The organism is Acidiphilium acidophilum (assembly GCF_033842475.1).
Lineage (GTDB): Bacteria > Pseudomonadota > Alphaproteobacteria > Acetobacterales > Acetobacteraceae > Acidiphilium > Acidiphilium acidophilum.
Window position 1 is genome coordinate 1,296,644 of sequence record NZ_JAWXYB010000018.1, and the last position, 26,177, is coordinate 1,322,820.

The 26,177-nt window shown below is 63.2% G+C and carries 26 protein-coding genes; 11 read left to right on the forward strand and 15 right to left on the reverse strand.

The annotated features are described in order from the left end of the window. Window positions 1-18: 18 nt before the first annotated feature. Both SIL87_RS08885 and SIL87_RS08890 read right to left on the reverse strand, forming a co-directional pair. The gene (locus SIL87_RS08885) at window positions 19-1,308 is read right to left on the reverse strand and encodes an AmpG family muropeptide MFS transporter (protein ID WP_319613818.1); all 1,290 of its coding nucleotides are present in this window, start codon (window positions 1,306-1,308) and stop codon (window positions 19-21) included. 141 nt (window positions 1,309-1,449) lie between these two features. Then, window positions 1,450-2,076: a lysozyme family protein gene (locus tag SIL87_RS08890; RefSeq protein ID WP_319613819.1), complete on the reverse strand. Its 627-nt coding sequence runs from the start codon at window positions 2,074-2,076 to the stop codon at window positions 1,450-1,452. A 256-nt stretch (window positions 2,077-2,332) separates the two neighbouring features. Between SIL87_RS08890 and SIL87_RS08895 the strand changes: the two genes are divergently transcribed. From SIL87_RS08895 to SIL87_RS08905, 3 genes are all read left to right on the forward strand, one after another. Next, window positions 2,333-3,181 (forward strand): hypothetical protein, encoded by an 849-nt coding sequence (locus SIL87_RS08895; protein ID WP_319613820.1) that lies wholly within the window; start codon window positions 2,333-2,335, stop codon window positions 3,179-3,181. Between the two features lie 142 nt (window positions 3,182-3,323). Further along, complete coding sequence (gene typA, locus SIL87_RS08900) at window positions 3,324-5,153, forward strand: translational GTPase TypA (protein WP_319613821.1); 1,830 nt, start codon at window positions 3,324-3,326, stop codon at window positions 5,151-5,153. Window positions 5,154-5,222: 69 nt separating this feature from the next. Further along, window positions 5,223-6,128, forward strand: coding sequence for a tetratricopeptide repeat protein (locus SIL87_RS08905; protein ID WP_319613822.1), 906 nt, complete (start codon window positions 5,223-5,225; stop codon window positions 6,126-6,128). A 13-nt stretch (window positions 6,129-6,141) separates the two neighbouring features. Here SIL87_RS08905 and SIL87_RS08910 read toward each other — a convergent pair whose 3' ends face one another. The 4 genes from SIL87_RS08910 to SIL87_RS08925 form a co-directional block, all read right to left on the reverse strand. Then, window positions 6,142-7,293: a LysM peptidoglycan-binding domain-containing protein gene (locus tag SIL87_RS08910; RefSeq protein ID WP_319613823.1), complete on the reverse strand. Its 1,152-nt coding sequence runs from the start codon at window positions 7,291-7,293 to the stop codon at window positions 6,142-6,144. Window positions 7,294-7,359: 66 nt separating this feature from the next. Next, entirely contained in the window at window positions 7,360-8,529 is a 1,170-nt protein-coding gene (locus SIL87_RS08915) for a mechanosensitive ion channel family protein (RefSeq protein WP_319613824.1), read from the reverse strand. A gap of 134 nt (window positions 8,530-8,663) precedes the next feature. Beyond that, window positions 8,664-9,425 carry an arginyltransferase gene (locus SIL87_RS08920; protein WP_319613825.1) on the reverse strand — a complete coding sequence of 254 codons (762 nt, stop codon included), beginning with the start codon at window positions 9,423-9,425 and terminating at the stop codon, window positions 8,664-8,666. 6 nt (window positions 9,426-9,431) lie between these two features. After that, window positions 9,432-9,908, reverse strand: a complete 477-nt coding sequence (locus tag SIL87_RS08925; protein WP_319613826.1) for an RDD family protein — start codon at window positions 9,906-9,908, stop codon at window positions 9,432-9,434. A gap of 162 nt (window positions 9,909-10,070) precedes the next feature. Between SIL87_RS08925 and SIL87_RS08930 the strand changes: the two genes are divergently transcribed. Genes SIL87_RS08930 through SIL87_RS08940 form a run of 3 tightly spaced genes read left to right on the forward strand, consistent with a single transcriptional unit; the run spans window position 10,071 to window position 12,194 of the window. Beyond that, window positions 10,071-11,003, forward strand: coding sequence for a ribose-phosphate pyrophosphokinase (locus SIL87_RS08930; RefSeq protein WP_319613827.1), 933 nt, complete (start codon window positions 10,071-10,073; stop codon window positions 11,001-11,003). A gap of 16 nt (window positions 11,004-11,019) precedes the next feature. Continuing rightward, window positions 11,020-11,643, forward strand: coding sequence for a glutathione S-transferase family protein (locus SIL87_RS08935; RefSeq protein ID WP_319613828.1), 624 nt, complete (start codon window positions 11,020-11,022; stop codon window positions 11,641-11,643). Then, the gene (locus SIL87_RS08940) at window positions 11,643-12,194 is read left to right on the forward strand and encodes a histidine phosphatase family protein (protein WP_319613829.1); all 552 of its coding nucleotides are present in this window, start codon (window positions 11,643-11,645) and stop codon (window positions 12,192-12,194) included. Before SIL87_RS08935 ends, SIL87_RS08940 begins: the two co-directional genes overlap by 1 nt. A gap of 126 nt (window positions 12,195-12,320) precedes the next feature. Here SIL87_RS08940 and SIL87_RS08945 read toward each other — a convergent pair whose 3' ends face one another. Further along, on the reverse strand, window positions 12,321-13,181 hold the full coding sequence (locus SIL87_RS08945; protein WP_319613830.1) for a DUF2189 domain-containing protein: 861 nt from the start codon (window positions 13,179-13,181) through the stop codon (window positions 12,321-12,323). A 405-nt stretch (window positions 13,182-13,586) separates the two neighbouring features. Here SIL87_RS08945 and SIL87_RS08950 point away from each other — a divergent pair, with 405 nt between their 5' ends. The 3 genes from SIL87_RS08950 (at window position 13,587) to SIL87_RS08960 (ending at window position 16,415) form a co-directional block, all read left to right on the forward strand. After that, window positions 13,587-14,750, forward strand: a complete 1,164-nt coding sequence (locus SIL87_RS08950; protein ID WP_319613831.1) for an iron-containing alcohol dehydrogenase — start codon at window positions 13,587-13,589, stop codon at window positions 14,748-14,750. A gap of 247 nt (window positions 14,751-14,997) precedes the next feature. Next, window positions 14,998-15,630: a hypothetical protein gene (locus SIL87_RS08955; protein WP_319613832.1), complete on the forward strand. Its 633-nt coding sequence runs from the start codon at window positions 14,998-15,000 to the stop codon at window positions 15,628-15,630. A 98-nt stretch (window positions 15,631-15,728) separates the two neighbouring features. Further along, entirely contained in the window at window positions 15,729-16,415 is a 687-nt protein-coding gene (locus SIL87_RS08960; protein WP_319613833.1) for a thioredoxin domain-containing protein, read from the forward strand. Here SIL87_RS08960 and SIL87_RS08965 read toward each other — a convergent pair whose 3' ends face one another. Beyond that, window positions 16,416-16,685, reverse strand: a complete 270-nt coding sequence (locus SIL87_RS08965; RefSeq protein ID WP_319613834.1) for a hypothetical protein — start codon at window positions 16,683-16,685, stop codon at window positions 16,416-16,418. A 241-nt stretch (window positions 16,686-16,926) separates the two neighbouring features. Here SIL87_RS08965 and SIL87_RS08970 point away from each other — a divergent pair, with 241 nt between their 5' ends. Together SIL87_RS08970 and SIL87_RS08975 are read left to right on the forward strand one after the other, a co-directional pair. Continuing rightward, on the forward strand, window positions 16,927-17,979 hold the full coding sequence (locus SIL87_RS08970; protein WP_319613835.1) for a ribonucleotide-diphosphate reductase subunit beta: 1,053 nt from the start codon (window positions 16,927-16,929) through the stop codon (window positions 17,977-17,979). Window positions 17,980-18,246: 267 nt separating this feature from the next. Beyond that, a complete protein-coding gene (locus SIL87_RS08975; RefSeq protein ID WP_319612416.1) occupies window positions 18,247-19,344 on the forward strand; it encodes an ISAs1 family transposase in 1,098 nt (365 codons plus the stop codon). 160 nt (window positions 19,345-19,504) lie between these two features. Here the strand turns inward: SIL87_RS08975 and SIL87_RS08980 are convergent, their stop codons facing one another. The 7 genes from SIL87_RS08980 to SIL87_RS09010 are packed head-to-tail and all read right to left on the reverse strand — an operon-like array spanning window position 19,505 to window position 26,165. Then, window positions 19,505-20,677, reverse strand: a complete 1,173-nt coding sequence (locus SIL87_RS08980; protein WP_319612376.1) for an IS4 family transposase — start codon at window positions 20,675-20,677, stop codon at window positions 19,505-19,507. A 9-nt stretch (window positions 20,678-20,686) separates the two neighbouring features. Next, the gene (locus tag SIL87_RS08985; RefSeq protein WP_319613836.1) at window positions 20,687-20,998 is read right to left on the reverse strand and encodes a hypothetical protein; all 312 of its coding nucleotides are present in this window, start codon (window positions 20,996-20,998) and stop codon (window positions 20,687-20,689) included. 49 nt (window positions 20,999-21,047) lie between these two features. Beyond that, window positions 21,048-21,644 carry a ribonuclease HII gene (locus SIL87_RS08990; protein ID WP_319613837.1) on the reverse strand — a complete coding sequence of 199 codons (597 nt, stop codon included), beginning with the start codon at window positions 21,642-21,644 and terminating at the stop codon, window positions 21,048-21,050. Then, window positions 21,637-22,161, reverse strand: coding sequence for an NADH-quinone oxidoreductase subunit B family protein (locus tag SIL87_RS08995; RefSeq protein ID WP_319613838.1), 525 nt, complete (start codon window positions 22,159-22,161; stop codon window positions 21,637-21,639). The genes SIL87_RS08990 and SIL87_RS08995 overlap by 8 nt, the downstream gene beginning before the upstream one ends. Beyond that, the gene (locus SIL87_RS09000) at window positions 22,154-23,410 is read right to left on the reverse strand and encodes a nickel-dependent hydrogenase large subunit (RefSeq protein ID WP_319613839.1); all 1,257 of its coding nucleotides are present in this window, start codon (window positions 23,408-23,410) and stop codon (window positions 22,154-22,156) included. The genes SIL87_RS08995 and SIL87_RS09000 overlap by 8 nt, the downstream gene beginning before the upstream one ends. After that, window positions 23,407-24,903: a hypothetical protein gene (locus SIL87_RS09005; protein ID WP_319613840.1), complete on the reverse strand. Its 1,497-nt coding sequence runs from the start codon at window positions 24,901-24,903 to the stop codon at window positions 23,407-23,409. The genes SIL87_RS09000 and SIL87_RS09005 overlap by 4 nt, the downstream gene beginning before the upstream one ends. Further along, window positions 24,837-26,165 (reverse strand): hypothetical protein, encoded by a 1,329-nt coding sequence (locus SIL87_RS09010; protein ID WP_319613841.1) that lies wholly within the window; start codon window positions 26,163-26,165, stop codon window positions 24,837-24,839. Before SIL87_RS09010 ends, SIL87_RS09005 begins: the two co-directional genes overlap by 67 nt. Between the last annotated feature and the right edge of the window lie 12 nt (window positions 26,166-26,177).

The following is a 26,177-nucleotide window of genomic DNA, read 5'->3' on the forward strand; positions in this document are numbered from 1 at the left end:
TGGCCCGCTCCGCCGGGTTCAGTCCCCCGCCGCCCGCATCCGCCGCTCCGCCGGGGGATAGCGCCGCAGAATGATCAGCATCACCACCATGGCGGGCAGAGCCGAGACGATCGTGAATTCGTAGAACGGAATCCACCCCATCGCATGGGCCAGCACGCCCGAAAATCCGCCGATCGTGCGCAACGCCAGCGCCGCCACCGAGGAGAGCAAGGCATACTGGGTCGCAGTATAATCCTTGTTGCACAGGCCCGAGAGATAGGTAATGAACGCCGCGTCCGAAATCCCGCCCGCGAATGATTCCACAACGCTGACCCCGAGCAGAATATGCGGCAGATGCGGAAACAGCCCGAGCACCGGATAGAGCACCAGCGCCAGGGTCTGGAACGTCAGCGCGGTGAGCAGCGCCCACCCCACCCCGGCCCGCGCAACCAATGCGCCCCCCGCCGCGGTCCCGGCCAGCACCGCCACCAGCGCCGCAGGCCCGGTCGCAATCGCGATCACCGCCCGGTTGAACCCGAGATGGGTGTAATAGGGTGCCAGCATCACCCCCGCGAGCGCCTCACCGAGGTTGAACAGCACGACGAACGCCAGAATAACCACCGCCCCGCGCCTGCGAAAAAACTCCGCCAGCGGATCGACCACCGCCGCCCGCAGCCGCGCGCCGACCGAAAGCTGCCGCGCCACCGGCGGTGCCGGTTCCGGGCACAGCAGCGTCGCCGCCGCGCCCAGCAGTTGCAGCGGCACCATCAGCAATATCGCTTTCTGCCACCCGATCACGACCGAAAGCGCAATGACCCCCGAGCCCGAAATCAGCATCGCCGCGCGATACCCCCACACATATCCCGCGGTCGCCGCACCCTGAAGCTTCATCGGAAAAAACTCGATCCGCCAGGCATCGATCATAATGTCCTGACTCGCCGAAAAAAACGCGACCAGCCCGCCCAGCACCAGCGTCGCCGCCAGATCATGCGCCGGATGGGTCAGCGCCAGCCCGCCAATCGCCGCCGCCAGCAGGATCTGGAACAGCATCAGCCAGCCCCGCCGCCGTCCGAGCCCGCGAAACGGCGGCGGCGCCCGCAACTGATCCAGCGCCGGCGCCCAGACGAATTTCAGCGAATAGGCAATGCCGAGATTTGCGGTAAACCCGATCGCCGCCAGCGGCAGATGCGCCCGCGCCAGCCATAATCGCAGCGTGAACCCCGACAGCGCCAGCGGCAGCCCCGATGAAAAACCAAGCACCGTAATGAGCGCAATCGCCCGCCACCGCCCGCGTCGCTCATCGAAGGAGGTTTCGCTCGCCAGCTTCAAAACAACCCGATCATGCCGCCAAAGCGGAGCCGAAACGCACCGCATTGCCTCCTCGATGACATCACATAACGGGGCCCCGGCAGCGTTTCGCTCATCCCCCGCCTATACAATATCCTGCGAGTCTGCCCATACGCCGCCCGCTCACGGCGTCACGATCCGTGGCAAGCCGCGCCCGACCGGCCCGAGCACGATCACATGCCGATCCTCCACAGGCCGCCCGCCCGTCGCGCCCCGAGCGCCACCTGCATCGCCCCGCCACGCCGCCCGCACCAGCGCCGCATACGGGCCGCCACGTGACGGATCAGCCGAATGATAGGCCGCAATCGCCGCCGGCCACGATCCCAGCCGCCGATGCAGCCGCACAAGGAAACCGGCGGCATACCCCGCATTGGTCACCGGATCGAACGCGTCCCGCAGGCTCGCGAACGCACCCGGATGATCTTCAAGGTCGATCTGAAAACACCCGACATCCACCGCCCGCGCACCATCCGCCAGGCTCACCCGCACGAAGCGCGCGGCATCGGCGGCGTTCGCAAACCAATGCCCGATCCCGTCGGCATCGACGGTAAACGGCCAGGCATGGCGGCGCACCCTTAGCGGATCGCCCCGATCACCGACCGACGGATCACTAGCCGATCGCCCCGATTCCACCACCCCGATCGCATCGAGCATCCCCGGCGGCAGATCGCGCGCGACGGTGGCCGCCCGCGCCGCCACTCCGCAGGCCCGGTCTGCCGTCACCGCGCCCGCGACTGGGCTGGTCCACACAAAAAACCACAAGATCAATGCAATATTGAAAACTGCTCGCGTCAGCCGCACAAAAATCCATCCTGTTCCCGCCGCGTGCCCCGATAATTCTGACTCCGGTTTAATCACCCGGTGATCTGCCCGTGGTTGTCTGACCCGAACATTATCCCCAACTCGTTACGGCAGGCTTAACCGCCGGGACCAAATCCCCGGCACCAATTCGGCTAAATATCAGCCGTCACGTATTTGGCGTGATCGCAGGAAGGACACCAAACATATGCGCAAGATTCTGATGACCGGCTCGGCCCTGATCATGATGAGCGGTCTGGCATTCGCCCAGACCCCCGCAGGCGGTCAGGCCCCCACCGCCGGAATGAACAGCACCGGCGTGACCGGCCAGATGCCGGGATCGACCAGCGGCAACATGACCCCGTCCTCGCCCAACCCGAACACGGCGATGCCGGCCGAGCGCCAGAGCACCATGGGCAAGACCATGCACCACGGCGCCATGAATGGCGGCATGCACCACACCGCGATGCGGAACGGCATGAACCACCACGGCATGATGAACCACGGCATGATCAGCCATTCGATGGGCGGCGGCATGCCGATGAACGCATCGGCCGGCGAATACCTTCACATCGCCCAGCAGGCGGTGATGTCGCACAACAAAATGCGCGCCCATGACGCTCTCGGCCGCGCTGAAACCGATATGCTGACCAACTCCTACGTCCAGGGCTCGGTCAACGGCCCGATCAGCACCCCCGCCATCGCAGCGGTGCGCGGCGCGCGCAAAGCGGTCGAAGGCGGCGATTACCACCAGGCCTCCATGATGATCCATCGGGCCATGATGGAGATGCATCAGGGCATGATGGGCCGCCCCGGCATGCACAAACCCGGCATGGGTGCCTCGTCCGACATGGGCACGCCGGTCCCGGGCAATACCGGCATGGCGCCCGATGGCGGAGCCATGAATAATGGGGCCATGAACCACGGCGCCATGAACCACGGCGCCATGAACAACGGTGCGATGAACAACGGCTCGATGCCCGGCAGCGCGATGCAGGGCAAGAAAGACAGCACCATGCACAACCAGATGACCAACTCCACCGGTTCCTCGATGTAATCAGCCTCGCCTCACCGAAGGATCAGCGAAGGGGTGGCCGATGCCACCCCTTTTCGCATATGCGAGATCCGCTGCGCTGCCCTGCTCGCTTTTGCAACGCAAAACGTGTAGGAGGAGCGCGTTGAACCCCGAAAGATACGTAATGACCCAGAATATGCTGCGCAATGTCGCCATCATTGCCCACGTCGATCATGGCAAAACCACACTCGTCGACCAGTTGCTGAAGCAATCCGGCTCGTTCGGCGCCCACCAGCACGTCGCCGAACGCGCGCTCGACCGCAACGACCTCGAACGCGAGCGCGGCATCACGATTCTGGCCAAATGCACCGCCGTCCAGTGGGGCGACGTCCGGCTCAACATCGTCGACACCCCCGGCCACGCCGATTTCGGCGGCGAAGTCGAACGCATCCTCAACATGGTGGACGGCGTCGTGGTTCTGGTCGATGCCGCCGAAGGCGTCCTGCCGCAGACCAAATTCGTCGTCGGCAAGGCCCTCGCGCGCGGCCTCAAACCCATCGTCGTCGTCAATAAAATCGACCGTCCGGACGCTCGGGCCGATGAAGTCCACAACGAGGTGTTCGACCTGTTCGCCGCCCTCGGCGCGAACGACGAACAGCTCGACTTCCCCATGCTCTACGCCTCGGGCCGTCAGGGCTGGGCCACCACCACGCTCGATGGTCCGCGCGAAACCCTCAAGCCGCTGTTCGACCTCATCGTCAGCCACGTCCCGGCCCCGAACCTGCCGGAAGATGCACCCTTCGCCATGGTCGTCACCATCCTGGAGACCGATAATTTCCTCGGCCGCGTCCTCACCGGGCGCGTCGAGCAGGGCCGCGCCACCGTCAACATGCCGGTCCGCGTCATCAGTTTCGATGGCCGCGCCGTCGAAACCGGCCGTCTGACCAAGCTGCTCGCCTTCCGTGGTCTCGACCGGGTTCCGGTCGATGAAGTCTCCGCCGGCGATATCATCGCGGTCGCCGGACTCAAGGAAGCCACCGTGCCCGACACGATCGGCGGCATGGAAATCACCGCGGCCCTGCCCGCAACCCCGATCGACCCGCCGACCCTCGCGATGACGTTCCGCATCAACGATGGTCCTCTGGCCGGTCGCGAAGGCAAAAAAGTCACCTCGCGCCAGATCCGCGAACGCCTGTTCCGCGAAGCCGAAGGCAATGTCGCGATCAAGGTGACCGATTCCAACGAAACCGAAGCCTTCGAGGTTGCCGGTCGCGGCGAACTCCAGCTCGGCGTGCTGATCGAACAGATGCGCCGCGAAGGCTTCGAGCTCACCATCGGCCGCCCCCGCGTCCTCACCCGCGAAAACGAGGCCGGCGAGCGCGAGGAACCGATGGAGGAAGTCCTGATCGACGTCGACGAACCCTATGCCGGGATCGTCGTCGAGAAAATGAGCCGCCGCAAAGGCGAGCTTCAGGATATCCGCCCCTCCGGTGGCGGCAAGCAGCGCCTGACCTTCCACAGCCCGAGCCGTGGCCTGATCGGCTATCACGGCGAATTCCTGACCGACACGCGCGGCTCCGGCGTGATGAACCGAAACTTCCTCGGCTACGGTCCCTGGAAGGGCACGCTCGAAGGCCGCCGCAACGGCGCGCTGATCAGCAATTCCGATGGTGAGAGCGTGCAATATTCGCTGTTCTCGCTGCAGGATCGCGGCACGCTGTTCATCGGGGCCGGCGAGAAAGTCTATCTCGGCATGATCCTCGGCGAACATTCCCGCGAAAACGATCTCGACATCAACCCGATCCGCGAGAAAAAACTGACCAACATCCGCGCCGCCGGCAAGGACGAAGCCCTGCTGCTGATCCCGCCCCGCCGCCTCAACCTCGAACAGGCGATCGCCTATATCGAGGACGATGAGCTGGTCGAAGTCACCCCCAGCGCAATCCGCCTCCGCAAACGCCACCTCGACCCGCATTCCCGCAAAAAAGCCGACCGCGCCTTCGACGCCGCCTGAGGCTATCGCCTTGATCAAACACTGCTGCCGGACTAGGTTCGGCTAACGGCAGCAGTGTGAGATCGCCCGATGAAACGCCCGGCAATAATCTGGTTTTGCAGCATAATGGCGGCCGCCCCCGCCGCCTTCGCGCACGCGAACGCCACGACAGCCGTTACCCTGCAATCGGTCAAAACAATCAAACAAAAAGCCGCCGCCGGCGACCCACAGGCCCAGGCGGAACTCGGTCTGGCCTATCAGCACGGTCGCGGTGTACCGCGCGATTACGACAAAGCGCGTCAATGGGACGAACGAGCAGCCAAGCAGGGTAACGCTGCGGGCGAATATCAGCTTGGAAACATCTACTTCCATGGTTTTGGCGTCAAGCGAGACTATAGTAAGGCATTCCACTACTACACAGCATCATCACATCAGCATAACTCAGCTGCTGAAAGCCAATTAGGTTACATGTATCAAATAGGAATTGGCGTATCAAAGAACTATAAAGAAGCTGCGAAACTGTTTGAGCGTTCATCTGCACAAGGAAATTCGTCTGCTGCCAATAATCTCGGTCAGATTTATCTTCACGGAGAGGGTGTCCCAGTTAACACAAAATTAGCATTACACTGGTTCAAAATTTCCGCTGCCGCTGACAATGTTGGTGGGCTCAATGACTTGGGGTCCATGTATCAGAACGGTCAAGAAGTTCGTAAAAATGTCACCAAAGCATTTCAGCTCTATAAAAAGGCTGCAGAATTAGGTGGTGAAGGCGGAATGAATAACCTTGCAGTACTTTATTTTAATGGTAACGGCGTGCCATATGATCCCGAAAAGTCGGCATTTTATTTGTTTTCAGCAGTAAAGCTTGCAAGTCAATTCAATAAAGCCGCCCCAGAACACAATCTCAAGGTAGTCTCAAGTATATTGAGTAAACATAAATTAGCTCTGGCTAAAGAAAAATCAAATGAATGGCTGAGGAGGCATAAGTTTAATTAATAACTAAGACTTTCTATCCAGGTAAAAATTCCCAGATTGGTGGCGCAATAGGAAACGATGTTGTTTGATGTCTTGGTTTCTGCCGCAAGCTTCTTTCAATGTATTGCCCAAACTCTCGATCGTCATGGATGATTGTTTTCATAACAGAAGAACTCAGATTTGGAAGCCCAGTAAAGAAGATAAAACTAAACATACCAATGGAAGAAATAGGTAATGTCTTCGCTTTGGCAAATAACTGATCGGGGCTTTGGATATAATTTTGATTTATCGATAGAGAATTGGTTTTTCCTGTAATTATCGGCAAGTGATGACGAGGTGCATGCATGAGGTTTTGAACAATCTTCAAATTCTGACCTGAACCTCGACTGCCACCATTTTTGGATGAGGCTTCATTCTTCGTCACCTTCGCTGTCACCCGAAAATCCGACGAATAAAAAACATATCCGTGATAATTTCCGTGCACCGGATAAAACGTCAGCGTGCACGTCACAGCATCACCGTCGATCTCGACCGTGAAATCCGGCACCCCGCCATGCCCCACACGCGTCAGCGCGCAGGAAAAGCCGAGCGGATTCCGCCGCCCGCCCCCCGCTTTCGCCGCCGCCGGATCATATCTGACCTTGGCACCCCCAACCAACTGCCCCACCACGGTCCGCGCCGCCCGCTCATAATCGAGTTCGACCCCGGTATTGCTCAACGTCACCAGCGCCGCATCCTTGTCGGGCTGCAACGTGATGCTCCCGCCATAACTGATCTCGGCAGTAAACCCCGCCGCCTCATACGTCCCGACATCGACATCGCCGAAATCGTAGGACAGCGCAAAGAACGGCTTGAACCCCAGTTTCTTCGCCGGATTAACGATGGACATCCCGGCAAGGCTCCCGCGCGGCGGCGCTGGCTCGGTGCGCGGCACCATCGCAATCAACCGCGGATCATCGAGCAACGGCTTCAGCCGATGCACCGGCAACGGCTTCAGCAACAGCCGCTCACCCGGATAGATCAGGTTCGGGTTCACGATCGGCCTGATCCGATCGACATGGTGCGCCGCCGCCCAGTTATTCAAACTATACAGGCTCGGCCACAGCACCGGGTGGCCATAATAAGCCCCGGCGATATCCCACAGGCAGTCGCCCTGCCTGACGGTATAGATCTCGTATTTTTCCATCGTTCCGACCCTGCGTGCCGATCCTGAACTGACACAGCGACAGCCGGTCTGTCCATCACGCCACGATCAATCCGCGTTCACGTGATCGTGCATCAGCACCGTCTCCCCCTCCGGCACGCGCTGCCCCTCGATCTCCACCCGCTGCTTCGGCAACGCCCCGGGGAATTCCGCCTGCAGATACTTGATCATCTGCTCGCGCACATAGCACCGCAAATCCCACGCCTCGCCCGAGTTCCGCGCCGAAACCAGTGCCCGCAGCTCGATCGTCGTGGCCAGCGCATGGGTCACCTGCAGCACCACGACCTTCCCGCTCCACAATTTCGAGGAATGAACGATCTCGGTAAGCTTGTCCCGCAACTTATCGACCGGCACGGTATAATCCACATTCCAGTGCACCGTCCCGATCAGCTCGGAACTGTCGCGCGTCCAGTTCTGGAACGGATTCTCCAGCAACCACGCCAGCGGCACGATCATCCGCTGCCAGTTCCAGATCCGCACCACCACATAGGTGCTGGTAATCTCCTCGATCCACCCCCACTGGCCGTTGATCACCACCGCATCCTCGACCCGCAACGGCTGCGTGATCGCAATCTGAATGCCCGCAATCAGGTTCGACAGCACCGGCCGCGCCGCCAATCCCACCACCAGCCCCGCCGCACCCGCCGAAGCCAGCAGCGAAACGCCATATTGCCGCACCGCCGGAAACACCATCAGCGCGGCCGCAATGGTAATCATCAGCACCAGCACATGGCTCGCCCGCCGCAACACCTGCCACTGCGTCACATGCTTGCGCGCCATCACGTCAGCCTGAATATTATCGGGCCGTCGCGACAGCTTGTAGGTCGTGTAAACGTCGATGCTCACCATCACGCTGGCGCCGATCAGCGCGATGAACACCGCGCTGAGCACATGCAGCACCGAGTTCTCCGCCCGTACCCCGATCGGCGATTCCGGCACCACGATCCCGAGCAGGATCACCGCGATGAACATGAACAGGATCGACTTGGTCCGCCGCACCACGATCGTCAGCACCGGATGTTTGGCCAGCACCTTCTTCGGAATCACCCGCACCAGCACCGCCTGCAACACGGCTGCCACGAAAATCGCCGCCGCGAACAAAATCGCCGTCGTCACCGCCGGCGGCCAGCCATGCAACGCCGTCGTCACCGAGCCGGCAGCATGCGCAATCGGATTGCCAGCGGTCGCCGTCGTCGCCGGTTGAACAGAACCCGTCATCTTCCCTCCTCGAACAATGCCGCAAAGCAGCATGAGGGTCCTGCTGCAACGCAGCATAAACCGCCCTCAGTCGGGAGTTAGAACCCGCACGGCGATATACAACCGCCGATCACCGGCAACCGCCGGTCAGCGCGTCACGCCGTCGTGACCGGTGCGGCACTCCGCGCCGCAAGCTGCGCCTCGAACACCGCGTCGCGATCCACCCAGGCCCCACCCGCGAGCACCTGTGTGCGATGGAACTTCGATTTATACCTCATCTTCGGGCTCTCCGGCACCCAATAGCCGAGATACACATAGGGCAGCCCCAGCTCCGCCGCCCGTTCCACCAGCCACATGATCGCCTGAGTCCCGAGCGAGCGTCGTGCCAGTTCCGGCGCAAAAAACGAATAGACCGCCGAAAGCCCATCCCCGAGCCGGTCCGTCAGGCACGCCCCCACCAGCCGGTCCGCCTCGTCGCGAAACTCCACCAGCCAGGTCTCGATCGGGGTATCCTCGACCATCGCCCGGTAATCGTAAAAACTCATCGCCGCCATGTCGCCGTCGCCATGCCGCGCCATCTGATAGCGCTGGAACAGCAGAAACTGCTCCGAGGTCGCGCGCGGCGGCATTTCATACGCCCGCAACCCCGCATTCACCGCCGCAATCCGCCGCTGCGTCCGGCTCGGCTCGAAATCCGCCACGACAATGCGGATCGGAATGCACGAGCGGCACCCCTGGCACACCGGCGCATACGCAATATTATGGCTGCGCCGGAACCCCCCGCGCGAAAGCCGGTCATGCAGCGCCTCCGCCCCGGTGCCACCCAGTTCCGTCACCACCTTCCGCTCGACCCGTCCGGGCACGTAAGGGCAGGGCAGGGGGGCGGTCGCATAGAAAAACTGCGGCGATTTATGCATCACCCCTCACACCCCCCGGTTCAGCGCACTGGCATGCACCACCGTCACCCCCGCGAGAATATCATGCAACGCCCGCCGCCGCCGGTTGAAAAACACCGCGATGAACGGCACCATGCTCAGCGCGAATGACAGATACAGCAACACGGTCCACGCAATCGCCTGCGCCAGGCTCGGCCGCACCGGGTTCGCCAGCGCGAGGCTGTCATCCTGGCGCACCGTCAGCCCCAGCAACCGCTGCCCCGGCGTCGCCGCCCCCATCGTCACCAGCCACGCCACATAATACACGAACGGCACCAGCGGCAGCAGATGCCCGAGCAGAAACCCCAGCCCCAGCGTCAAAATCCCGAACACCACAACCACCCAGATCGCAACGAACCCCAATACCGCGATCAGCAGAAAATCGACGATGAACGCCACGATCCGCCGCGGCCACACATCGCGTGTCAGCCACGCATCCAGCACCACGTCCGATCGCAGCGACAATCCCTGACTCATATAACGAGAATATGACCCGCCACGCCTCAAAGCAATGGCGATCTTGCCCGATCAAGTCATCACGCCCTTTCCCGACGCCATCCCCCGCGCATGGACATCCACCCCCCCGATTGCTACATGCGCGGCGCGCCTCAGCCACTGGAATCCCTGATGAAGATCGTCGCCTGCAACTCCAACCCACCCCTCGCCGAGGCGGTGGCCGCCCAACTCGGCATGAATCTCACCCAAGCGCTGATCCGCCGTTTCGCCGACATGGAAATCCATGTCGAAATCCTTGAAAACGTCCGTGGCGAAGACGTCTTCGTCGTCCAGTCCACCGCCTTCCCCGCCAACGACAATCTGATGGAACTGCTGATCACGCTCGATGCCCTGCGCCGCAGCTCCGCCCGCCGCATCACCGCCGTCATCCCCTATTTCGGCTACGCGAGGCAGGATCGCCGCACCAGCGCCCGCACCCCCATCTCGGCCAAACTGGTCGCCAACCTCATCACCGAAGCCGGCGCCCACCGCGTCCTCACCATCGACCTCCACGCCGGCCAGATCCAGGGCTTCTTCGACATCCCGGTCGATAACCTCTACGGCGCCCCCCTGTTCGCCCGCGACATCAAAAAACTTTTCGCGAACCGCGACATCATGGTCGTCTCGCCCGATCCCGGCGGCGTCGCCCGCGCCCGCGCCACCGCGAGCCGCCTCAACTGCGATCTCGCCATCATCGACAAACGCCGCGAGCGCGCCGGCGTTTCCGAAGTCATGAACGTCATCGGCGATGTCGAAGGCCGCAACTGCATCCTGATCGACGATATCGTCGATTCCGGCGGCTCCCTCTGCAACGCGGTCGATGCCCTGCTCGCGCGCGGCGCCGTCTCCGCCTCGGCCTACGTCACCCACGGCGTCCTCTCCGGCGCCGCACTCGACCGCATCGCCGCCAGCCCGATCGAGAGCCTCACCATCACCGACTCCATCCGGCTCGACCCCACCCGCACCATCCCGCCCAACCTGAAAATCCTCACCATCGCCCCGCTGCTCGCCAGCGCCATGCGCAACATCTCCGAGGAAACCTCGGTCAGTTCGCTCTTCGATTGAACCGGAAGGAAACGCCATGAAACTCTACTACGCCCCGGGCTCGTGCTCGATCGGCACCCACGTCATCCTTGAGGAAATCGGCAAGCCCTACCAAAGCCACGAAGTCAATCTCGCCGGCGGCGAACAATTCTCCGAGGCGTTCAAACAAATCAACCCGAAATCCAAAGTCCCGGTCATGATCCTCGATGATGGCACCTCCCTCACCGAATGGATCGCCATCGCCGGCTACCTCGCCGTCACCAACCCCGAAGCCAACCTCCTGCCGCAGGACCCGCTCGACTGGGCCCGCGCCACCGAATACATGGTCCATTGCAACTGCACCATGCACAGCCACGGCTTCGCCCGCATCCGCCGCGCCGAACGCTTCACCCCCTCCGGCGACGAGGACGACGAGGAAACCGTCCGTGGCCAGGGCCGCCGCATCTTCAACGACGGCTTCGCCCTCATGGATGAAGTCCTCCAAGGCCGCGAGTGGCTGCTCAACCATTACTCGATCGCCGACGCCGCCCTGTTCTACGTCAGCTTCTGGGCCGATGTCCGCGGCGCCGCCACCATGCCGCCCAACGTCGCCGCCCACTACGCCCGCATGAAATCCCGCCCCGCCGTCCAGCGCGCCCTCGCCATCGAAGGCTTCGCATAATGTCCCTGCCGCGCGCGCCCTTCTGGTTCCTCCGCCACGGCCAGACCGACTACAACGCGCGCGGCGTCTCCCAGGGCTCGGTCGATATCCCGCTCAACGCCACCGGCATCGCCCAGGCGCATCAAGCCGCCCCCCTGCTCGAAGGCCGCGGCATCACCGCCGTCATCGCCTCCCCGATGCAGCGCGCACTGGTCACCGCCGAAATCGTCAACCAGACCCTCAACTTGCCCCTCACCACCGAACCCAACCTCCGCGAAGTCGTCTTCGGCGGCATGGAAGGCCAACCCCTCGGCACCTGGTTCGCCGACTGGCTCAACGGCATCGCCACCCCCGAAGGTGCGGAAAGCTTCGCCGACATCACCACCCGCGCCCGCACCGTCATGTCCAACCTGCTCACCGCCCCCGCACCCCTCCTCATCGTCTCCCACGGCGCCTTCTTCCGCGCCCTGCGCGGCGTCATGGGCCTCGAACTCGACATCCGCACCGAAAACGCGACACCGATTTTATGCGAACCAGTGGCCGAGGGGTGGCGGGCTACGAAGTTTGCGTGAGGGAAGGGAGCAGGAAGGCGGTTCTTTTTTGTAAAAAAGAACCAAAAAACTTTTTTATGCTGGGACCGGGCGTTTTCGGGGTCGTTAACTCAATATAAATCAACCAAAACGTCCGATCCCCGGTTATCAGTTCGCCACGATCCGGCGATACAAATGCCACGTCGCATGCCCCAGGATCGGCACCACCACCACAAGCCCGAACAACAGCGGAATCGCCCCCAGCACGACACTCGTGACCACGACAAACCCCCACGCCAGAATCGTCCCCGGATTGGTCCTGAACGCCCTGACCGAAATCGCCACCGCCGTCCCGACCGACACATGACGATCGAGCAGCAACGGCATCGAAACGCAGCCGACCACCAGCCCGATCAGAGCGAACACAAACCCTGTCCCCACCCCCGCGACAATCAGCGTCCAACCCGCCGGCGTCTCGAACACCGCCGAGACGAACCCGCCCATCGTCGGCGGCATCGCCGGCCCGATCGTTGCCCGAAAAATCGCCGCCGCCGTCCCGATCCACGCGAAATAAAGCAAAATCTCGCAAGCCCCGAGCGCCAGAATCGCCCCGATCTGCGGTGACCGGAACACCCCGGCCGCATCCGCAAGCGATGCCGACCCCACCGCCTCACGCCGCCTGCTCAACTCGGCAAGCCAGATCGTCGCCAGCGGCCCGATCAGCGTGAAACCGGACACGACGGGAAACACCATCGGAATCACCGCATGCCGCGCCATCGCCGCAACCCCCAGCAGAACGGCAATCGGATAAATGATCGCGAGCATCACCACATCGGTCCGGTTCGCCTTGAAATCCTCAAGCCCCCGCCCGAGCGCAATCCTGATATCGCTCCACCCGACCCGCTGAACCTGCGGATCACCGTCACGCGCACGCTCCTGCCAATATTCCCCCGGTGTCGCCGTACCGATCTGTCCAACCGGACCGGACGGGGCGGTAAAAATCCATTCGATGGGATTGCGTATGGCCATTTATTTTGTCTCCTCCTGAACCCGTCCTTGAATGAGCGGGTATTGTCATGACAGTTCGAACCGCTCGGTCGTTATGTCCGGCCGTAACGTGATCTTTTATAATTTACTGTACAAATTCAGGGAGTGACTCTGCTCTATTTTATTATATCCCGCGCTCCGGCAAATTCTTGAGGCATTCACCGTAAACACGACAGACTGTAGAAAGCTCCGCACCATTCCTAACCGCTTGTTTTCGTTTGGACTGGTCCGGCATCCGTGGTCATTTGGCTGCTGAGGCAACGCCCCAGACTCTACTTGTAGAGTGATTGAAAGCACCAACTCAACAAAAAAAACGCACCACCCCGCCCCCGGTTGATTTTCAGCGGTTCCGGTTCATGATCGCCCGAAACAACAGGAACCGGCATCATGGATATCAGCCTCTTCGCCCCTCGCCACATGGACATCGGCGGCGGTGCCGCCTCGCGCATCGCCGCCATGCTGCACCGCCTCGGCGTCAGCCGCCCCCTGATCGTGACCGACCCGGTCATGGTCAGCCTCGGCCTGATCGACCGCATCCGCGCGCCGCTCGATCAAGCCGGCATCCCCCACACCATCTTCAGCGACACGGTCCCCGAACCGGTCGATACCGTGATTGAAGCCGGCGTGCGCTTCGCTGCCGATCTCGATATCGACTGCATCATCGCCTTCGGCGGCGGCTCCCCGATCGACACGGCAAAAGCCATCAACATCCTCCGCGCGGCAGGGCAGGGGGCCCGCATGCGCGACTTCAAAGTCCCCCACGCCGCCGACCACGCCGCCCTGCCGCTGATCGCAATCCCCACCACCGCCGGCACCGGCTCCGAAGCCACCCGCTTCACCGTCATCACCGATACCGGCACGGATGAAAAAATGCTCATCGCCGGCCTCGGTGCCCTGCCGGTCGCCGCCATCGTCGATTTCGAACTGTCCATGAGCGTCCCCGCCCGCACCACCGCCGATACCGGGATCGACGCCTTCACCCACGCCCTCGAAGCCCTGGTCTCCCGCCGCGCCAATCCAATCTCCGATGGCTACGCCCGCGCCGCCCTGCGTCTGATCGGCCGCAACCTCCGCACCGTCTACCGCGAACCCGACAACCGCGCCGCACGCGCCGCCATGATGCTCGGCGCCACCCTCGCCGGCCTCGCCTTCTCCAACGCCTCCGTCGCCCTGGTCCACGGCATGTCCCGCCCGATCGGCGCGCACTTCCACGTCCCCCACGGCCTGTCCAACGCCATGCTGCTCCCCGCCGTCACCCGCTACTCCCTCAACGCCGCCCTGCCACGCTACGCCGAAGCCGCCCGCCTCGCCGGCTTCGCGCCGGACACCGACGCCGACCAACTCGCCGGCGCCCGCCTCCTCGAAGCACTCGAAACCCTCAACCACGACCTCGCCGTCCCCACCCCCTCCGCCTTCGGCATCGCCCGATCGGACTGGGACCGCACCCAACCCACCATGGCCACCCAAGCCCTCGCCTCCGGCAGCCCCGCCAATAACCCAATCATCCCCGATGAAACCCAGATCATGAGAATTTACGCCGAGATTTATTAGGGAAGGGGAGGAAGCCGAAGGAAGGGTTCTTTTTTGCAAAAAAGAACCAAAAAACTCTCTTGAATCTAGGCCCGTGCCCCTGACACCACCCGTAGCCCAGATAACAAAAGTTTTTTGCTACTTTTTTTCAAAAAAGTAGCCCTTCCCTCGCCTTCCTTACCTTCCCCTAACCTTTTCCGGCTTTCTCACCCCCCAGCCGTTATGCTTATAGTCCCATGTGACCGAAGCACCCCGCCCTCATGAAGCCTTGACCGAAACCCTCAAAGCCATCTTTGCGGGTTTCCATCGCGAGGCGGTTCGGCTGGCCCAGCACCACCGGGCCGCGATGCCGATGGTCACGCTGTTGCTGGGTTATTTCAACCGCGTCGTGATCCGCTTCGCCCGCTCCGCCGCCAAACCCGCAACGCCACCCAAACCGATCCGCGAACCCGCGCCAGACATCACCAACACCGCGCCGCCAAAGCCCTCCCGCCCGCGCAAACCATCACCGTTCTCCACGCAATTCGCCTGGCTGCTGCATCTGCTGCCGAACACGCCAACCACCGGCGTCGTTGCCGCACAGGCCCATTACGACCTGATCGCGTTCGTCAATTCCCCGGACCTGATCGCCCTGCTCGCCGCCAAGCCGAGCCTCGGTCGCATCCTCCGCCCGATCTGCCGCATGTTCGGCGTAAACCTCCCCGACCACCTCCGCCCGCCACCCCGCGAGCGACGCCAGCGCAAACCCAACCCCAACCCGAAACCCAAACGCATCATCTGGCCGATCCCCCTCGACCCCGCCGACATCCGCATCCCCGACGCCAACTACCACGGCGTCCATTTCGGCCCCGGCAACCGCTTTTGGCCCCCCAGACGAAAATACCGAAAAATTCACTCCTGACAGAATCCATCTTCGCACGCCGATAACGTTACGATAACGCAACGAATAATCGTCAAAAACCTTGCCAACCCCGCCGAACTCCCGCCACAAGGAGCACCATGATCAAGCGCGCAGCCCTCTTCGCCATCGGCGGCATCCTGATAGCCGTCGCCCTCGCCATCACCGCCCACCATTTGACCCGCAGGCCGCCGAACAACGGCAATCCTCCGGTGATCCAGACCGATTTCACCGCCGCGAGCCTGATCCGTCCCGGCGATCCGGTGTTCGGCAATCCCACCGGTCGCCTCACCATCGTCGATTTCTACGACATCCGCTGCCCGCCCTGCCGGCGTATGAATCTGCGGTTCAACCGGCTGATGAAGGCGAATCCCGATATTCGCTACGTCCCGATCGATTTCCCCATTCTCGGCAAACCGAGCGTCCTCGGCACGCGCGCCCTGTTCGCTGCCACACTGCAGCACAAATACCACGCACTCCGCCACATCCTGATGCGCCAGAAGCCCAAGCCCACCATGGCGATCCTGAAAACCGACGCTGCCAAAGCCGGGATCGACTGGCCGGAACTTAAAACCGCCATGAACTCCCCCGCCGTCACCGCGCGGCTCAATTCCAACCTCGCGCGGGGCCACGCCCTCGGCCTGAAATACGTCCCGAGCTGGTATATCGGCCACCGCCGCATCATCGGCTCGATCAGCTATGCCGCCCTGGTCAAAACCGTGGCCGAGGTCGAATCACGGCAGAAGCAAACCGCCGGAAACGCCTCCCCGGCGCCCCACAAATCCTGATCAGGGGACCGGCGGTTTGCTGCCGTCGTCCGGGGTCAGATGCCGGTCCAGCGAGAGCCGGAAATCCTCCAGCGCCGCCACCCCCGCCGGGTCGAGCGCCTCGACCCCGGCCACCACCGTGTCACTGACATCGCGCAACGCCTCCAGCAGCGCCCGCCCGACCAGATTGCCCGAAAGCACCTCGGCGAACCGCGATGCATGTTCCTCCCGGCCCGTTTCCCTCAGGGTCTGCGCCAGCTTCTCGGCCTGTTTCTGCGGCTCGTCGGTCATCGTTCATCCTGTCAGATCTATCCGTCGCCGACTCTCCGAGCCACTGGCCCCGCTGTCAATCTCCCGCGCCGCCACACTACATCTGGTGGCAAATCACGTCAGACAAAACATATATGGTACAACCGACCACCAATCAGCCGGTCTCCCGGTTGCCGAACCCCCCGTCCGGGTCCATAATACCTTTCAGAATCGCACCACCGAACCAGCGCGGCCCCGACCTCGCCTCGCCCGAAGGAACATCATGTCCGCCATCATCACCCCGCCCTCATCCATCGTCCTGCCCACCAAATTCGACCTGCTGACCGAAAACCCGGTCTACAAGCCGTTCCGTTACCCCTGGGCCTACGAGGCCTGGTTGACCCAGCAGCGCGTTCACTGGCTGCCCGAGGAAGTCCCGCTGGCCGACGATGTGAAGGACTGGCACAAAAACCTCACCGCCGGCGAGCGCAACCTGCTCACCCAGATCTTCCGCTTCTTCACCCAGGCCGATGTCGAGGTGAACAACTGCTACATGAAGCACTACAGCCAGGTCTTCAAACCGACCGAAGTGCTGATGATGCTCTCGGCGTTCTCGAACATCGAAACCGTCCACATCGCCGCCTATTCCCATCTGCTCGACACTGTCGGCATGCCCGAGCTCGAATACTCCGCCTTCATGAAATACAAGGAAATGAAGGACAAATACGACTACATGCACGGCTTCCGGGTCGACAACAAACACGAAATCGCCAAGACCCTCGCAGCCTTCGGCGCCTTCACAGAGGGGCTGCAGCTGTTCGCCTCCTTCGCCATCCTGCTGAATTTCCCGCGTTTCAACAAAATGAAGGGCATGGGCCAGATCATCTCCTGGTCGGTGCGCGACGAGAGCCTCCACTGCCTCTCGATCATCCGGCTGTTCCGCACCTTCATCTCGGAAAACCCCGAAATCTGGACCGAAGAGCTACGCCGCGAACTCTACCTGACCTGCGCCACCATCGTCGATCATGAAGACGCCTTCATCGACCTCGCCTTCGAATTCGGCGCGATCGAAGGGATCAACGGCGCGGAGGTGAAACGCTATATCCGCTTCATCGCCGACCGCCGCCTCCAGCAGCTCGGCCTCAACCCGCTGTTCCACGTCGAGAAAAACCCGCTCCCCTGGCTCGATGAAATGCTCAACGCGGTCGAACATGCCAATTTCTTCGAGAATCGGGCAACCGAATACAGCAAGGCCTCCACCACCGGCTCATGGGAGGACGCCTTCTCCGATTTCGTCTTCACCTCGCCGGAACCGTCGCTGCTTACCGGAGTCTAACCGGTCGATCCTGGAAATCCCCCCGGATTTCCGGGATCTTTCGAGCTAATCGAGAAAAGTCTTGTCAAAAATTAGAATATGTGCGACGAAGTTTGAGTTCGGAGTTGCCAATAACGAGATTGACTTCGATTCTGCTGTTTGCTTGCAACACTCACGCTGCATAAGGCAGGGGAATCGCACTTGAAATTTTCAGAATAAGGGGGGCTTGCGTGACTGAGCGGGAGCGATTCTACCGACGGCGTGTGAAACACTTCAGGGGAGGACACGTTGGAGGAATTTGCTGCGTGCTGGCAGGGTTTGGAAGATCCGCGGACCAGTAATGCCGCTTTGCACAACTTCCATGAGCTTTTGATGATAGCCTTGTGCACGGTTCTGTGCGGTGGCCAATGCGCTGTCGACATGGCGCTGTTTGCCCGCGCGAAAGAGTCGTTTCTGCGGGGGTTTCTGAAGCTTGAGAACGGACTACCCAGCCATGACACGTTCAGCCGGCTATTTCGTCAGATCGATCCGGAGCAGTTCAGCGCTGCGTTTCAGCGGTTCATGGCTCGATTTTCCAAGACGATCGAGGGTGTTGTGGCGATCGATGGGAAAGTCCTTCGTCGATCTTTCGATCATGCCCGCGGCAAATCGGCGTTGCATATGGTCAGCGCTTGGGGTTGCGAACAGCGTCTCGTGCTGGCGCAGATCGCCACAGACGTCAAATCCAATGAAATCACCGCAGTGCCGAAACTGTTGAAGTTGCTATCATTGAAAGGCACGATCGTGACAACCGATGCGTTGAACTGCCAGCGTGCGATCGCGCAACAAATCGTCGATCAAGGAGGTGATTACGTTCTCGCGCTGAAGGGGAACCAAGGCAACTTGCATGGTGATGTCTCCATGTTTCTCAACGGCGTGCCGTGCGACGAAACCAATACGACGCGCACAGTCGATGCTGATCATGGTCGTATCGAGACCCGCACCGCAACCGTTTCAGACGATATCGCCTGGTTGCAGGAGGGACACCGATGGCCGGGTCTTGCCGCCATCGGCAAAATTGTCCGTATGCGCGAAACCTCCACCAAAACCACGACTGAGACCGCCTACTACCTGCTCAGCACTGTGCTCTCCAGCGAACGCTTCAATGAGGTTGTCCGGTCACATTGGGGCATTGAAAACCGGCTCCATTGGAGGCTCGATGTCGTCATGAACGAGGATCAGGATCGAAGCAGATTGGGCAATAGCCCAAATAATCTCGCAGTCCTGCGACATATGGCCCTGAACGTCATGCAAAAAGAGAACGCCACCAGGGGCTCCCTGCGCGGCAAATTCAAACGGGCCGGATGGGATGATGCCTACCTCACCAGCCTCCTACAACTATTCTGAAGTGCGATTGCCCTGCTGCATAAGGTGTATTTTGTTGGCTTTAAGCACGTTTCGGGATAGGCAAATGTTAGGAAACCGGTAAGATGACGATCAGTTCATCTTTGGATCGGAATTAGCCAGTGATTGATGAGGATACTATCGACCCTCACTCATCCCCTCATTACGTAGCCGGCATGGAATTGCCGAATATGCCGCTGCTGCGCAGCATTTCCGTGAACCGCCGCATCAGGGGCAGTAGCCGGTGCTTCGGCATGTTCGGGATCAATTCATAGAGCATGCACCCCTGACGGAACAACGAGTGTGAGCGGGTCTTCGAAGTGTTGGACTTGAGCTGTCGATCCATTCCCAGGCTCTCGCCTGCCGTCCCGAGCATGGTCAGCAGCGCCATCGCAAACGCGCTGATGAGCAGCAGCCGATCGCGCCGCTCTGGTTCGGCGATGCGGATCTCAGCCATCCCCATCCCAAAACGCAAATCCTTGACGTCCCTGAAGCTGGGTTCGATCGTCCAGCGCCGGGAATATTGCTTGATCAATGTCCCTGCAGACGCCACGGCGTCACTGCTCGCCAGGCACCACGGCTCCTTCATGTCACGCGCATGTACGCACACCACGGCACCGACCTGATAGGCGTGCGAGGCGGTGACGCGCGCACCACGCAGTTTGCGCGCCCGGCCCGATTTGCCGACCCAGTCCGCCGCGGTTCGCGTCTCGCCTGCGGCATCGGTGACATGGATGTTGCCGCGGAAGCGAATGATATAGGCAAAGCCAAGCTCCGTAAGATACGCGAACAGCTTGTGGTCACCGAAGCCGCGGTCGGCCAGGATGGTCACGCGGCAGCCGGGCGGGACAACCTCCGACAGGCGGCGCAGGCAAGTATCCTCGATGGCGTTGCGCTGATCTTTCAATTCCTCTTTCCACATCGACAGCCACAACAGAGGCATCGCCCGGCCATGCTTGCTCACCAGGTTGAGCGCCAACGTTGCCTGATCGTCGCCGTCGAAATCCGTCCAGTCCATGGCAACGACGATGTCGGTCTGCGAACCCACCAGATGCGGTACCCAACGGGCGAAGCTTTCCCAGACGTCGATACTCTCGTTACTGAGCATGCGATCAACCTGCTTGATCGCGTGCTTGGTCACCAGCCCGCGCGCCTGTGCCAACGCCTGACCGATCATCGCGACGGCGAGCGACGCGCCGGTCATCACGCCCAGTGTCGCAGCAGACAGGGAGTCAACGCGTTTGGCGTGGAGATCGTGGGCATACAACTCGTCAATGAATGCGCGGATGTCCTTCAACCGCCCACCATCACGCTTTTTCGATGCTGCAATTCCCATGATCCACCCTCATCCATGCATTCCAACGCTTGGTAGAGAATCGCAGCGAATCGGCGCAATACCTGGACCTATGGAAAATGGGGGGATTCCTGAGCTATCGACCAGTTCGCCGACGAGCCCGGAAAGGCCGACAAAACCCAAGCCCGGTATACCCGTCGGCTGTCCGATAAAATCCTGATCGCATTCCATCACGCCTGCGATCAGGACGACTATGATGTCGCGGAACAACTCCTGGTCATCCTCGAACGCATGGTCACCCGTCGCTCGACTAACACCGATGCCAATCGACGCAAGAGCATCGAGAGTCTCGTCGCCGCGCATGAACGCCTCTGGCACCTTCGCCACCCGGAGCAGAAATTCGCCTGATCGCCTAACGCTTTAATAACGCGCCAAAGCCGCGCCGGTGATGAAGCGTGATCCCCAGGGTCACGATGGCATCACGGTGCGCCCGCGTTCCATATCCAGCGTTGCGCCCCCAGGCATAACCCGGGTAGCGGGCATCGAGCCGCCTCATCAGCCGGTCCCGCGCGACCTTCGCAACGATCGAGGCCGCCGCGATCGAGGCCGAAATTCCATCGCCGCCGATCATGCATGTGCATCCCATCGCCAGGTCCGGCACCATCGTGCCATCGACCAGCACATGATCGGGCTTCAGCGCCAGCCGCCCGACTGCCCGTCGCATGGCCAATAAACTCGCCCGCAGAATATTGATCCGCTCGATCTCGGCGACCGATGCGGCACCCAGCGCCACCAACGCTCCCCCATCCAGCATCGCCGCCAGTGCCGCCTCGCGCTGCTCGGCGGTCAGTTTCTTGGAATCATCGATCATGTCCAGAATCCGCGCATCCAGCGCAACCGGCAGGATCGCCGCCGCCGCCAGAACCGGCCCCGCGAGCGGTCCCCGCCCCACTTCATCGACCCCCGCGACGACCCCGCCGATCCGCCGTTCATGCTCCAGATCAGGCATGCGGCTCGATCCTGCTCCGCCGCTTCACGGGCGGCGCATTCGCCTCGACCAGCGCCACCAGCCCGGCAATGATCCGCCCGGGCGAGGGCGGGCAGCCGGCGATCAGCAGATCGACGGTCACCACCCGTTCCGCACCCCCCACTACGTTCGGCGCCCCCTTGAACACCCCGCCATCCAGCGCGCAATCGCCGACCGCGACCACAAAGCGCGGCGGGGCCATCGCCTCCAGCGTGCGGCGCACCGCATCCGCCAGCGTCGCCGTCGCCACCCCGGTCACCAGCAGGACATCGGCTTCCCGCGGGTCATCGACCATCGAAATCCCGAACCGGGTCAGCCCCTCCCGCAGCACCCGCGCGCCCCGCAGCGAAATCTCGCACCCGCCACAGCTACCGGCATCGACATGTCGCACCGCCAGGCTCCGGCCCAGCAGCACGCTGCCCGCCTCCGCCAGCCGCGCCGCGAGCAACCCGGCTGCCCCGTCACCACGACCCCCGTCGTCCCCCGGCCGATCAGCCATCGATCGCTCCCGTCGAAAGTCCGTAGCAGGCCATCAGCACATCGGCGGCCTCGAAATCCAGCCCCACCACCGCCGCCTCCAGCACGCCGAGCAACCGCGCCGAGGGGTCGATCGCGAATCCGTCACGGATCTCGCCGTCCACAATATCGAGCCAATGATGCACCTTCCCCCGTGCGCTCTCCGCCACCCCCACGGCCATGCCGGTCGCATTCGGCAGCGCCAGCGCCACCGGCCCTTCGGGCAGGGTGCCGAAACCCGCCCGCGCCGCCTGTGCCATCGCCCGAACCGCCCGCGCCCGCGCCATCGCGACGGGGGCCGCCGCCGCAAGGTCGCGCCTCACCCGCTGCCAGCCGAACGCGCGGACGGTGAAAACCGCTCCGTCCAGCGCCTTGTACAGCTGTGGCAGGGCCTCACCCCGTGCGTCCAACGCCACGCCGCCCGGCACCACGATATCCATCATCAGCCGATGGCCGAAAACCTCGCCCAGCGCCATTGCAATCGCCTCGCGCGCACGTCCGAGCAAACCGGCGTAGGTGACATCGCCCGCCCGTTCCACCGCATCGCCAAGCGCCACCAGATCCGTGGTCACCCGTTCGACCGCCAGCATCGCCGTGCGCAATCCCCGCGCCCGCGCCGGGATCGCAACGCCGCTCGCCGCCTCCGCCGCCCGGGCAAAGGCGGTCGCGTGCGCAACGGTCGCATCCCCGGCAATCCGCGCGGCAAACCGCGCCGCGACCCGGGGTGACTTGCCACGCATCAATCCCGCAATCCCCCGATGCGTATATCCCAGCCGATGTTCGAGGCTGACCACCCGCGCCCGATCCATCGTGAACCGCCGGTGCACCGGTGTCGCAATCGTCCCCGCCACCGGCCCCGCCGCAATCTGATACCCGCCTTCGCCCCTTGTCTCGATAAACTGGGGCCACGCCGCATCGCTGCCCGCAGCGCCCTGCCTGATCGCCGGCCGCTGGTCGGAGCCCCCGATCGCGCGGACCCCGGTCAAATCGAAGCCCAACCGTTCGAACCATCCCGCCGCCGCAAAACCTGCCGTCAACGTCGGATAAGCCCGCTCCACCAGTTCGCACGCCACCAGCCGCGTCCCGCCCGGTCCCTCGAAACACGCATAAACTCTCGGCTCGGACACGAAGAGCCCGCACAGGGTCAGCGATGAATCACCCTGGCCCAATGCCGCCCACCCGGCCGGGTCGAGCACCTCGCAGCCCGTCACCGCGCCATCGTCCGGCGTCATCCGATCCCCGCGATCAGCCAGGGCGCCACCCCGATCAACCCCGCCACGATCAGCATCACCGCAGCCACCCCGCGTCCCGCCCGGGCCGCGCGATCATTTGCCGGGACGATCCCGATTGCGCCCAGCAGCACCGCACCTGCCAAAGCCAGTCCCGCCAGCAACGCGCTCCCGAGCCACACCGAGTCGCGCATCGCCGCCTCGACGACCGCGAAATCCCCGGCGAACCCCGCGAAGGGCGGCAGTCCCGCCAGAGCGATCAACCCTGCCATCTGCACCCACCCGCCCGGACCCGCGAGCAGCCCCGCAACCCGCACCAGCCCGATCGTGAGCAGGATCAGAACCGCACCGGTCCCGGGCCCCACACCCCGGACCACCCCAGCCGGATCGGCCAATGCCAATCCAACCAGAGCGACCCCGCCCTGCATGAGGCTCGCCGCCCTCAGCGCCCCGTCATCCACCGCACCGCGCGATCGCACCAGCCAGACTAATCCGGCGACGACACATGCCGCCCCCAGCACCACGATCCAGAAACCGGTCCGGGCCTGCTCCAACACCACCAGCGCCAGCGCGCCGCAAAGCGCCGCCGCCGCCAGTCTCATCGCATAGCGCCGGGGCGCGAACCCCACCAAAACCACCCCCACCACCGCAACCTTCACGATCCACCCCAGCATGCCGAGGGGCCAGGTTGCGACCAGCCTCGCATCCGCCATCGGCATCGGCGCAACGACCGCAACCAGCGCCGAAATCAGCACCACGCGCCGCAGCATCGCCTCCGCCACGAACAGCGCGCGCTCCGGTCCGGCGTAATCGCCCGGCGTGGCAAATCCGAAACCGCCGAGGCTCAGCGCCAGAGCCAGACCAATCAGCACCGTCAGCATCGCGTCACCCGGCCCTGCGCTGGCGGACGCCGCCAGACCCGCCCCGATACTGCCGAGCGCGTCGCCGCCACCCCGTATGGCAATAACCCCGAACCCGACCGCCCATATCGCCAGCGCGGCAATCAGACTCCGCTTGCTCCTTGCCGCCTCGAACCCGCGCATCGCCGCGCCGGATTCCAGCATCGCCGCGATCCGCACCGCCGCCGCGATCGCCATCAGGCCGAGCAGCGCCCAAGGTGAGGCGAGCACGCCGCGCCACGTGCCAAACGCAAACCCGGGGACGATCAGAGCTGCCGCGATCGTCGCCGTCGCCGCGACCACCGGCCAGACCGGATAGAGCGGTGAGGCGAAACCGGGGCGGAGCCGGCGTTTGCGACCGAGCCTGGTCAGGTCCCGCAAGGGCTGACGCCACGGACCCGACCCCACCCCCAGACGCATCGCCTGCAGCCGCCCGTCCATCAGGGCGAGTGCCGCGGCCATCAGCACCATCGCCGCGAACCCGATACCGACGGCGAAGAGCCGGACAATGACGTCTCCCGATCCGCCCATCAACCGGATCGCGCCCGCAACCGCCGCCACGCAGTGACGGACATTCCGGTCCAGCGCGCCGCCCATGCCGGCGCGACCATGCCCAGAGCGAAGCCGGTTGCGGTGATCTGGGTCGCCGGATCGCCGAAGGGCAGCCACGCCGGGGGACGCGCGAAACCGTCATCGAACCCGACAATTTCGGCTGGCTCCGACCGGACCAGCCAGGCCCGAACCCCGAATGCGATCACGATCAACGCGACCGCCAGGACGAAATCGGCCCATCGGGCGAGGCCGAGCACCAAACCTCCGGCCAGCAGCAACCCCAATGCGATCAGCACCGGCCGTTCGGCATCCTCCGCCGCCGCCGCCCGCAGGCTGCGCGGCCGCCCCAGCGCGGCAAGACCGAACCCCCGCAATGCCGCAAACGCCATCAGAGCGATCCAGACCCCGAGCGCGGCCACGATCATCACGTCGCCCTCCCGGATCGCACGGGCCATCACGCCCGCCATCGCGGCAAATCCCGGCCCGGGCGGCAGCACGCCCACGAACCCGAACACCCCGAGCATCAGCAGGGCGAAACGCGGCATGCCGCGCGCCAGACCGCCCAACCAGTCGAGCGAGACCGTGCCGGTCGCTTCGAACAAGGTGACCCCGATCAACCCGATCGCCGCCACGATCACGGCATTGGCGCCGATCGCCAGCCCTGCCGCACCGGGGTCGCCGAGTCCGAGCGACAGCACCGCCAGGCCGGTCCAGCCCAGCGCCAGCGCCGCGGCCATCCGGAACAGGTCGAGCGTCCGCGTCGCCACGACCGCCCCCGCCAGCATCGCGATCGCACCGCCAGCCAGCAGAAACGGACTCGCCGCATCCAGGGCCGCTCCCGGCAGATCGAAGCCGACCACCGCCACGATCACAGCGGGCATCACCACGAGCGAGAGAGCGTGCGGCATCTGCCGACGCGCTGTCATCAGCGCTGTCAGCACCAGCGCACCCAACCCGGCGAACAACCCGGTGAACAATCCCTGCGCCAGAATCGCCGCAGCACCCGCCAGAACCAGCCCGATCGCCACCGGCGCGGGCCGCGTATCCCGCCGCCCGATCGTCGCGACCATCCACGCCCCCGCTGCCAGCGCAACGGAGGCCAGCAAAAGAGCGCGTCCCGGATCGATCACGAACACAGCATCGCCGTACCGCCCTATCCCGGTCACATCCGCCCGAAGCGGGGCCAATCCCAATCCGGCATCGAGGGCCAGCCCGATCGCCCCGGCGAGGCACGCGGCGGCACCCACCCCCGCCATCAGCGGAGTCAAACGCAGGGTCGGTGATTTGCGCCGGGAGGGTCGGACCATGGCATACCATAG

What these genes read in the sequence shown, in the direction of transcription:
- SIL87_RS08970 (WP_319613835.1), top strand. Translation starts at nt 16,927, where the DNA reads ATGTCCGCCATCATCACCCCGCCCTCATCCATCGTCCTGCCCACCAAA.
- SIL87_RS09000 (WP_319613839.1), bottom strand. Translation starts at nt 23,410, where the DNA reads ATGACGCCGGACGATGGCGCGGTGACGGGCTGCGAGGTGCTCGACCCG.
- SIL87_RS08965 (WP_319613834.1), bottom strand. Translation starts at nt 16,685, where the DNA reads ATGACCGACGAGCCGCAGAAACAGGCCGAGAAGCTGGCGCAGACCCTG.
- SIL87_RS08940 (WP_319613829.1), top strand. Translation starts at nt 11,643, where the DNA reads ATGTCCCTGCCGCGCGCGCCCTTCTGGTTCCTCCGCCACGGCCAGACC.
- SIL87_RS08995 (WP_319613838.1), bottom strand. Translation starts at nt 22,161, where the DNA reads ATGGCTGATCGGCCGGGGGACGACGGGGGTCGTGGTGACGGGGCAGCC.
- SIL87_RS08950 (WP_319613831.1), top strand. Translation starts at nt 13,587, where the DNA reads ATGGATATCAGCCTCTTCGCCCCTCGCCACATGGACATCGGCGGCGGT.
- SIL87_RS08935 (WP_319613828.1), top strand. Translation starts at nt 11,020, where the DNA reads ATGAAACTCTACTACGCCCCGGGCTCGTGCTCGATCGGCACCCACGTC.
- SIL87_RS08905 (WP_319613822.1), top strand. Translation starts at nt 5,223, where the DNA reads ATGAAACGCCCGGCAATAATCTGGTTTTGCAGCATAATGGCGGCCGCC.
- SIL87_RS08910 (WP_319613823.1), bottom strand. Translation starts at nt 7,293, where the DNA reads ATGGAAAAATACGAGATCTATACCGTCAGGCAGGGCGACTGCCTGTGG.
- SIL87_RS08930 (WP_319613827.1), top strand. Translation starts at nt 10,071, where the DNA reads ATGAAGATCGTCGCCTGCAACTCCAACCCACCCCTCGCCGAGGCGGTG.
- typA (WP_319613821.1), top strand. Translation starts at nt 3,324, where the DNA reads ATGACCCAGAATATGCTGCGCAATGTCGCCATCATTGCCCACGTCGAT.
- SIL87_RS08990 (WP_319613837.1), bottom strand. Translation starts at nt 21,644, where the DNA reads ATGCCTGATCTGGAGCATGAACGGCGGATCGGCGGGGTCGTCGCGGGG.
- SIL87_RS09005 (WP_319613840.1), bottom strand. Translation starts at nt 24,903, where the DNA reads ATGGGCGGCGCGCTGGACCGGAATGTCCGTCACTGCGTGGCGGCGGTT.
- SIL87_RS08945 (WP_319613830.1), bottom strand. Translation starts at nt 13,181, where the DNA reads ATGGCCATACGCAATCCCATCGAATGGATTTTTACCGCCCCGTCCGGT.
- SIL87_RS08960 (WP_319613833.1), top strand. Translation starts at nt 15,729, where the DNA reads ATGATCAAGCGCGCAGCCCTCTTCGCCATCGGCGGCATCCTGATAGCC.
- SIL87_RS08985 (WP_319613836.1), bottom strand. Translation starts at nt 20,998, where the DNA reads ATGCGCGGCGACGAGACTCTCGATGCTCTTGCGTCGATTGGCATCGGT.
- SIL87_RS08980 (WP_319612376.1), bottom strand. Translation starts at nt 20,677, where the DNA reads ATGGGAATTGCAGCATCGAAAAAGCGTGATGGTGGGCGGTTGAAGGAC.
- SIL87_RS08895 (WP_319613820.1), top strand. Translation starts at nt 2,333, where the DNA reads ATGCGCAAGATTCTGATGACCGGCTCGGCCCTGATCATGATGAGCGGT.
- SIL87_RS08920 (WP_319613825.1), bottom strand. Translation starts at nt 9,425, where the DNA reads ATGCATAAATCGCCGCAGTTTTTCTATGCGACCGCCCCCCTGCCCTGC.
- SIL87_RS08915 (WP_319613824.1), bottom strand. Translation starts at nt 8,529, where the DNA reads ATGACGGGTTCTGTTCAACCGGCGACGACGGCGACCGCTGGCAATCCG.
- SIL87_RS09010 (WP_319613841.1), bottom strand. Translation starts at nt 26,165, where the DNA reads ATGGTCCGACCCTCCCGGCGCAAATCACCGACCCTGCGTTTGACTCCG.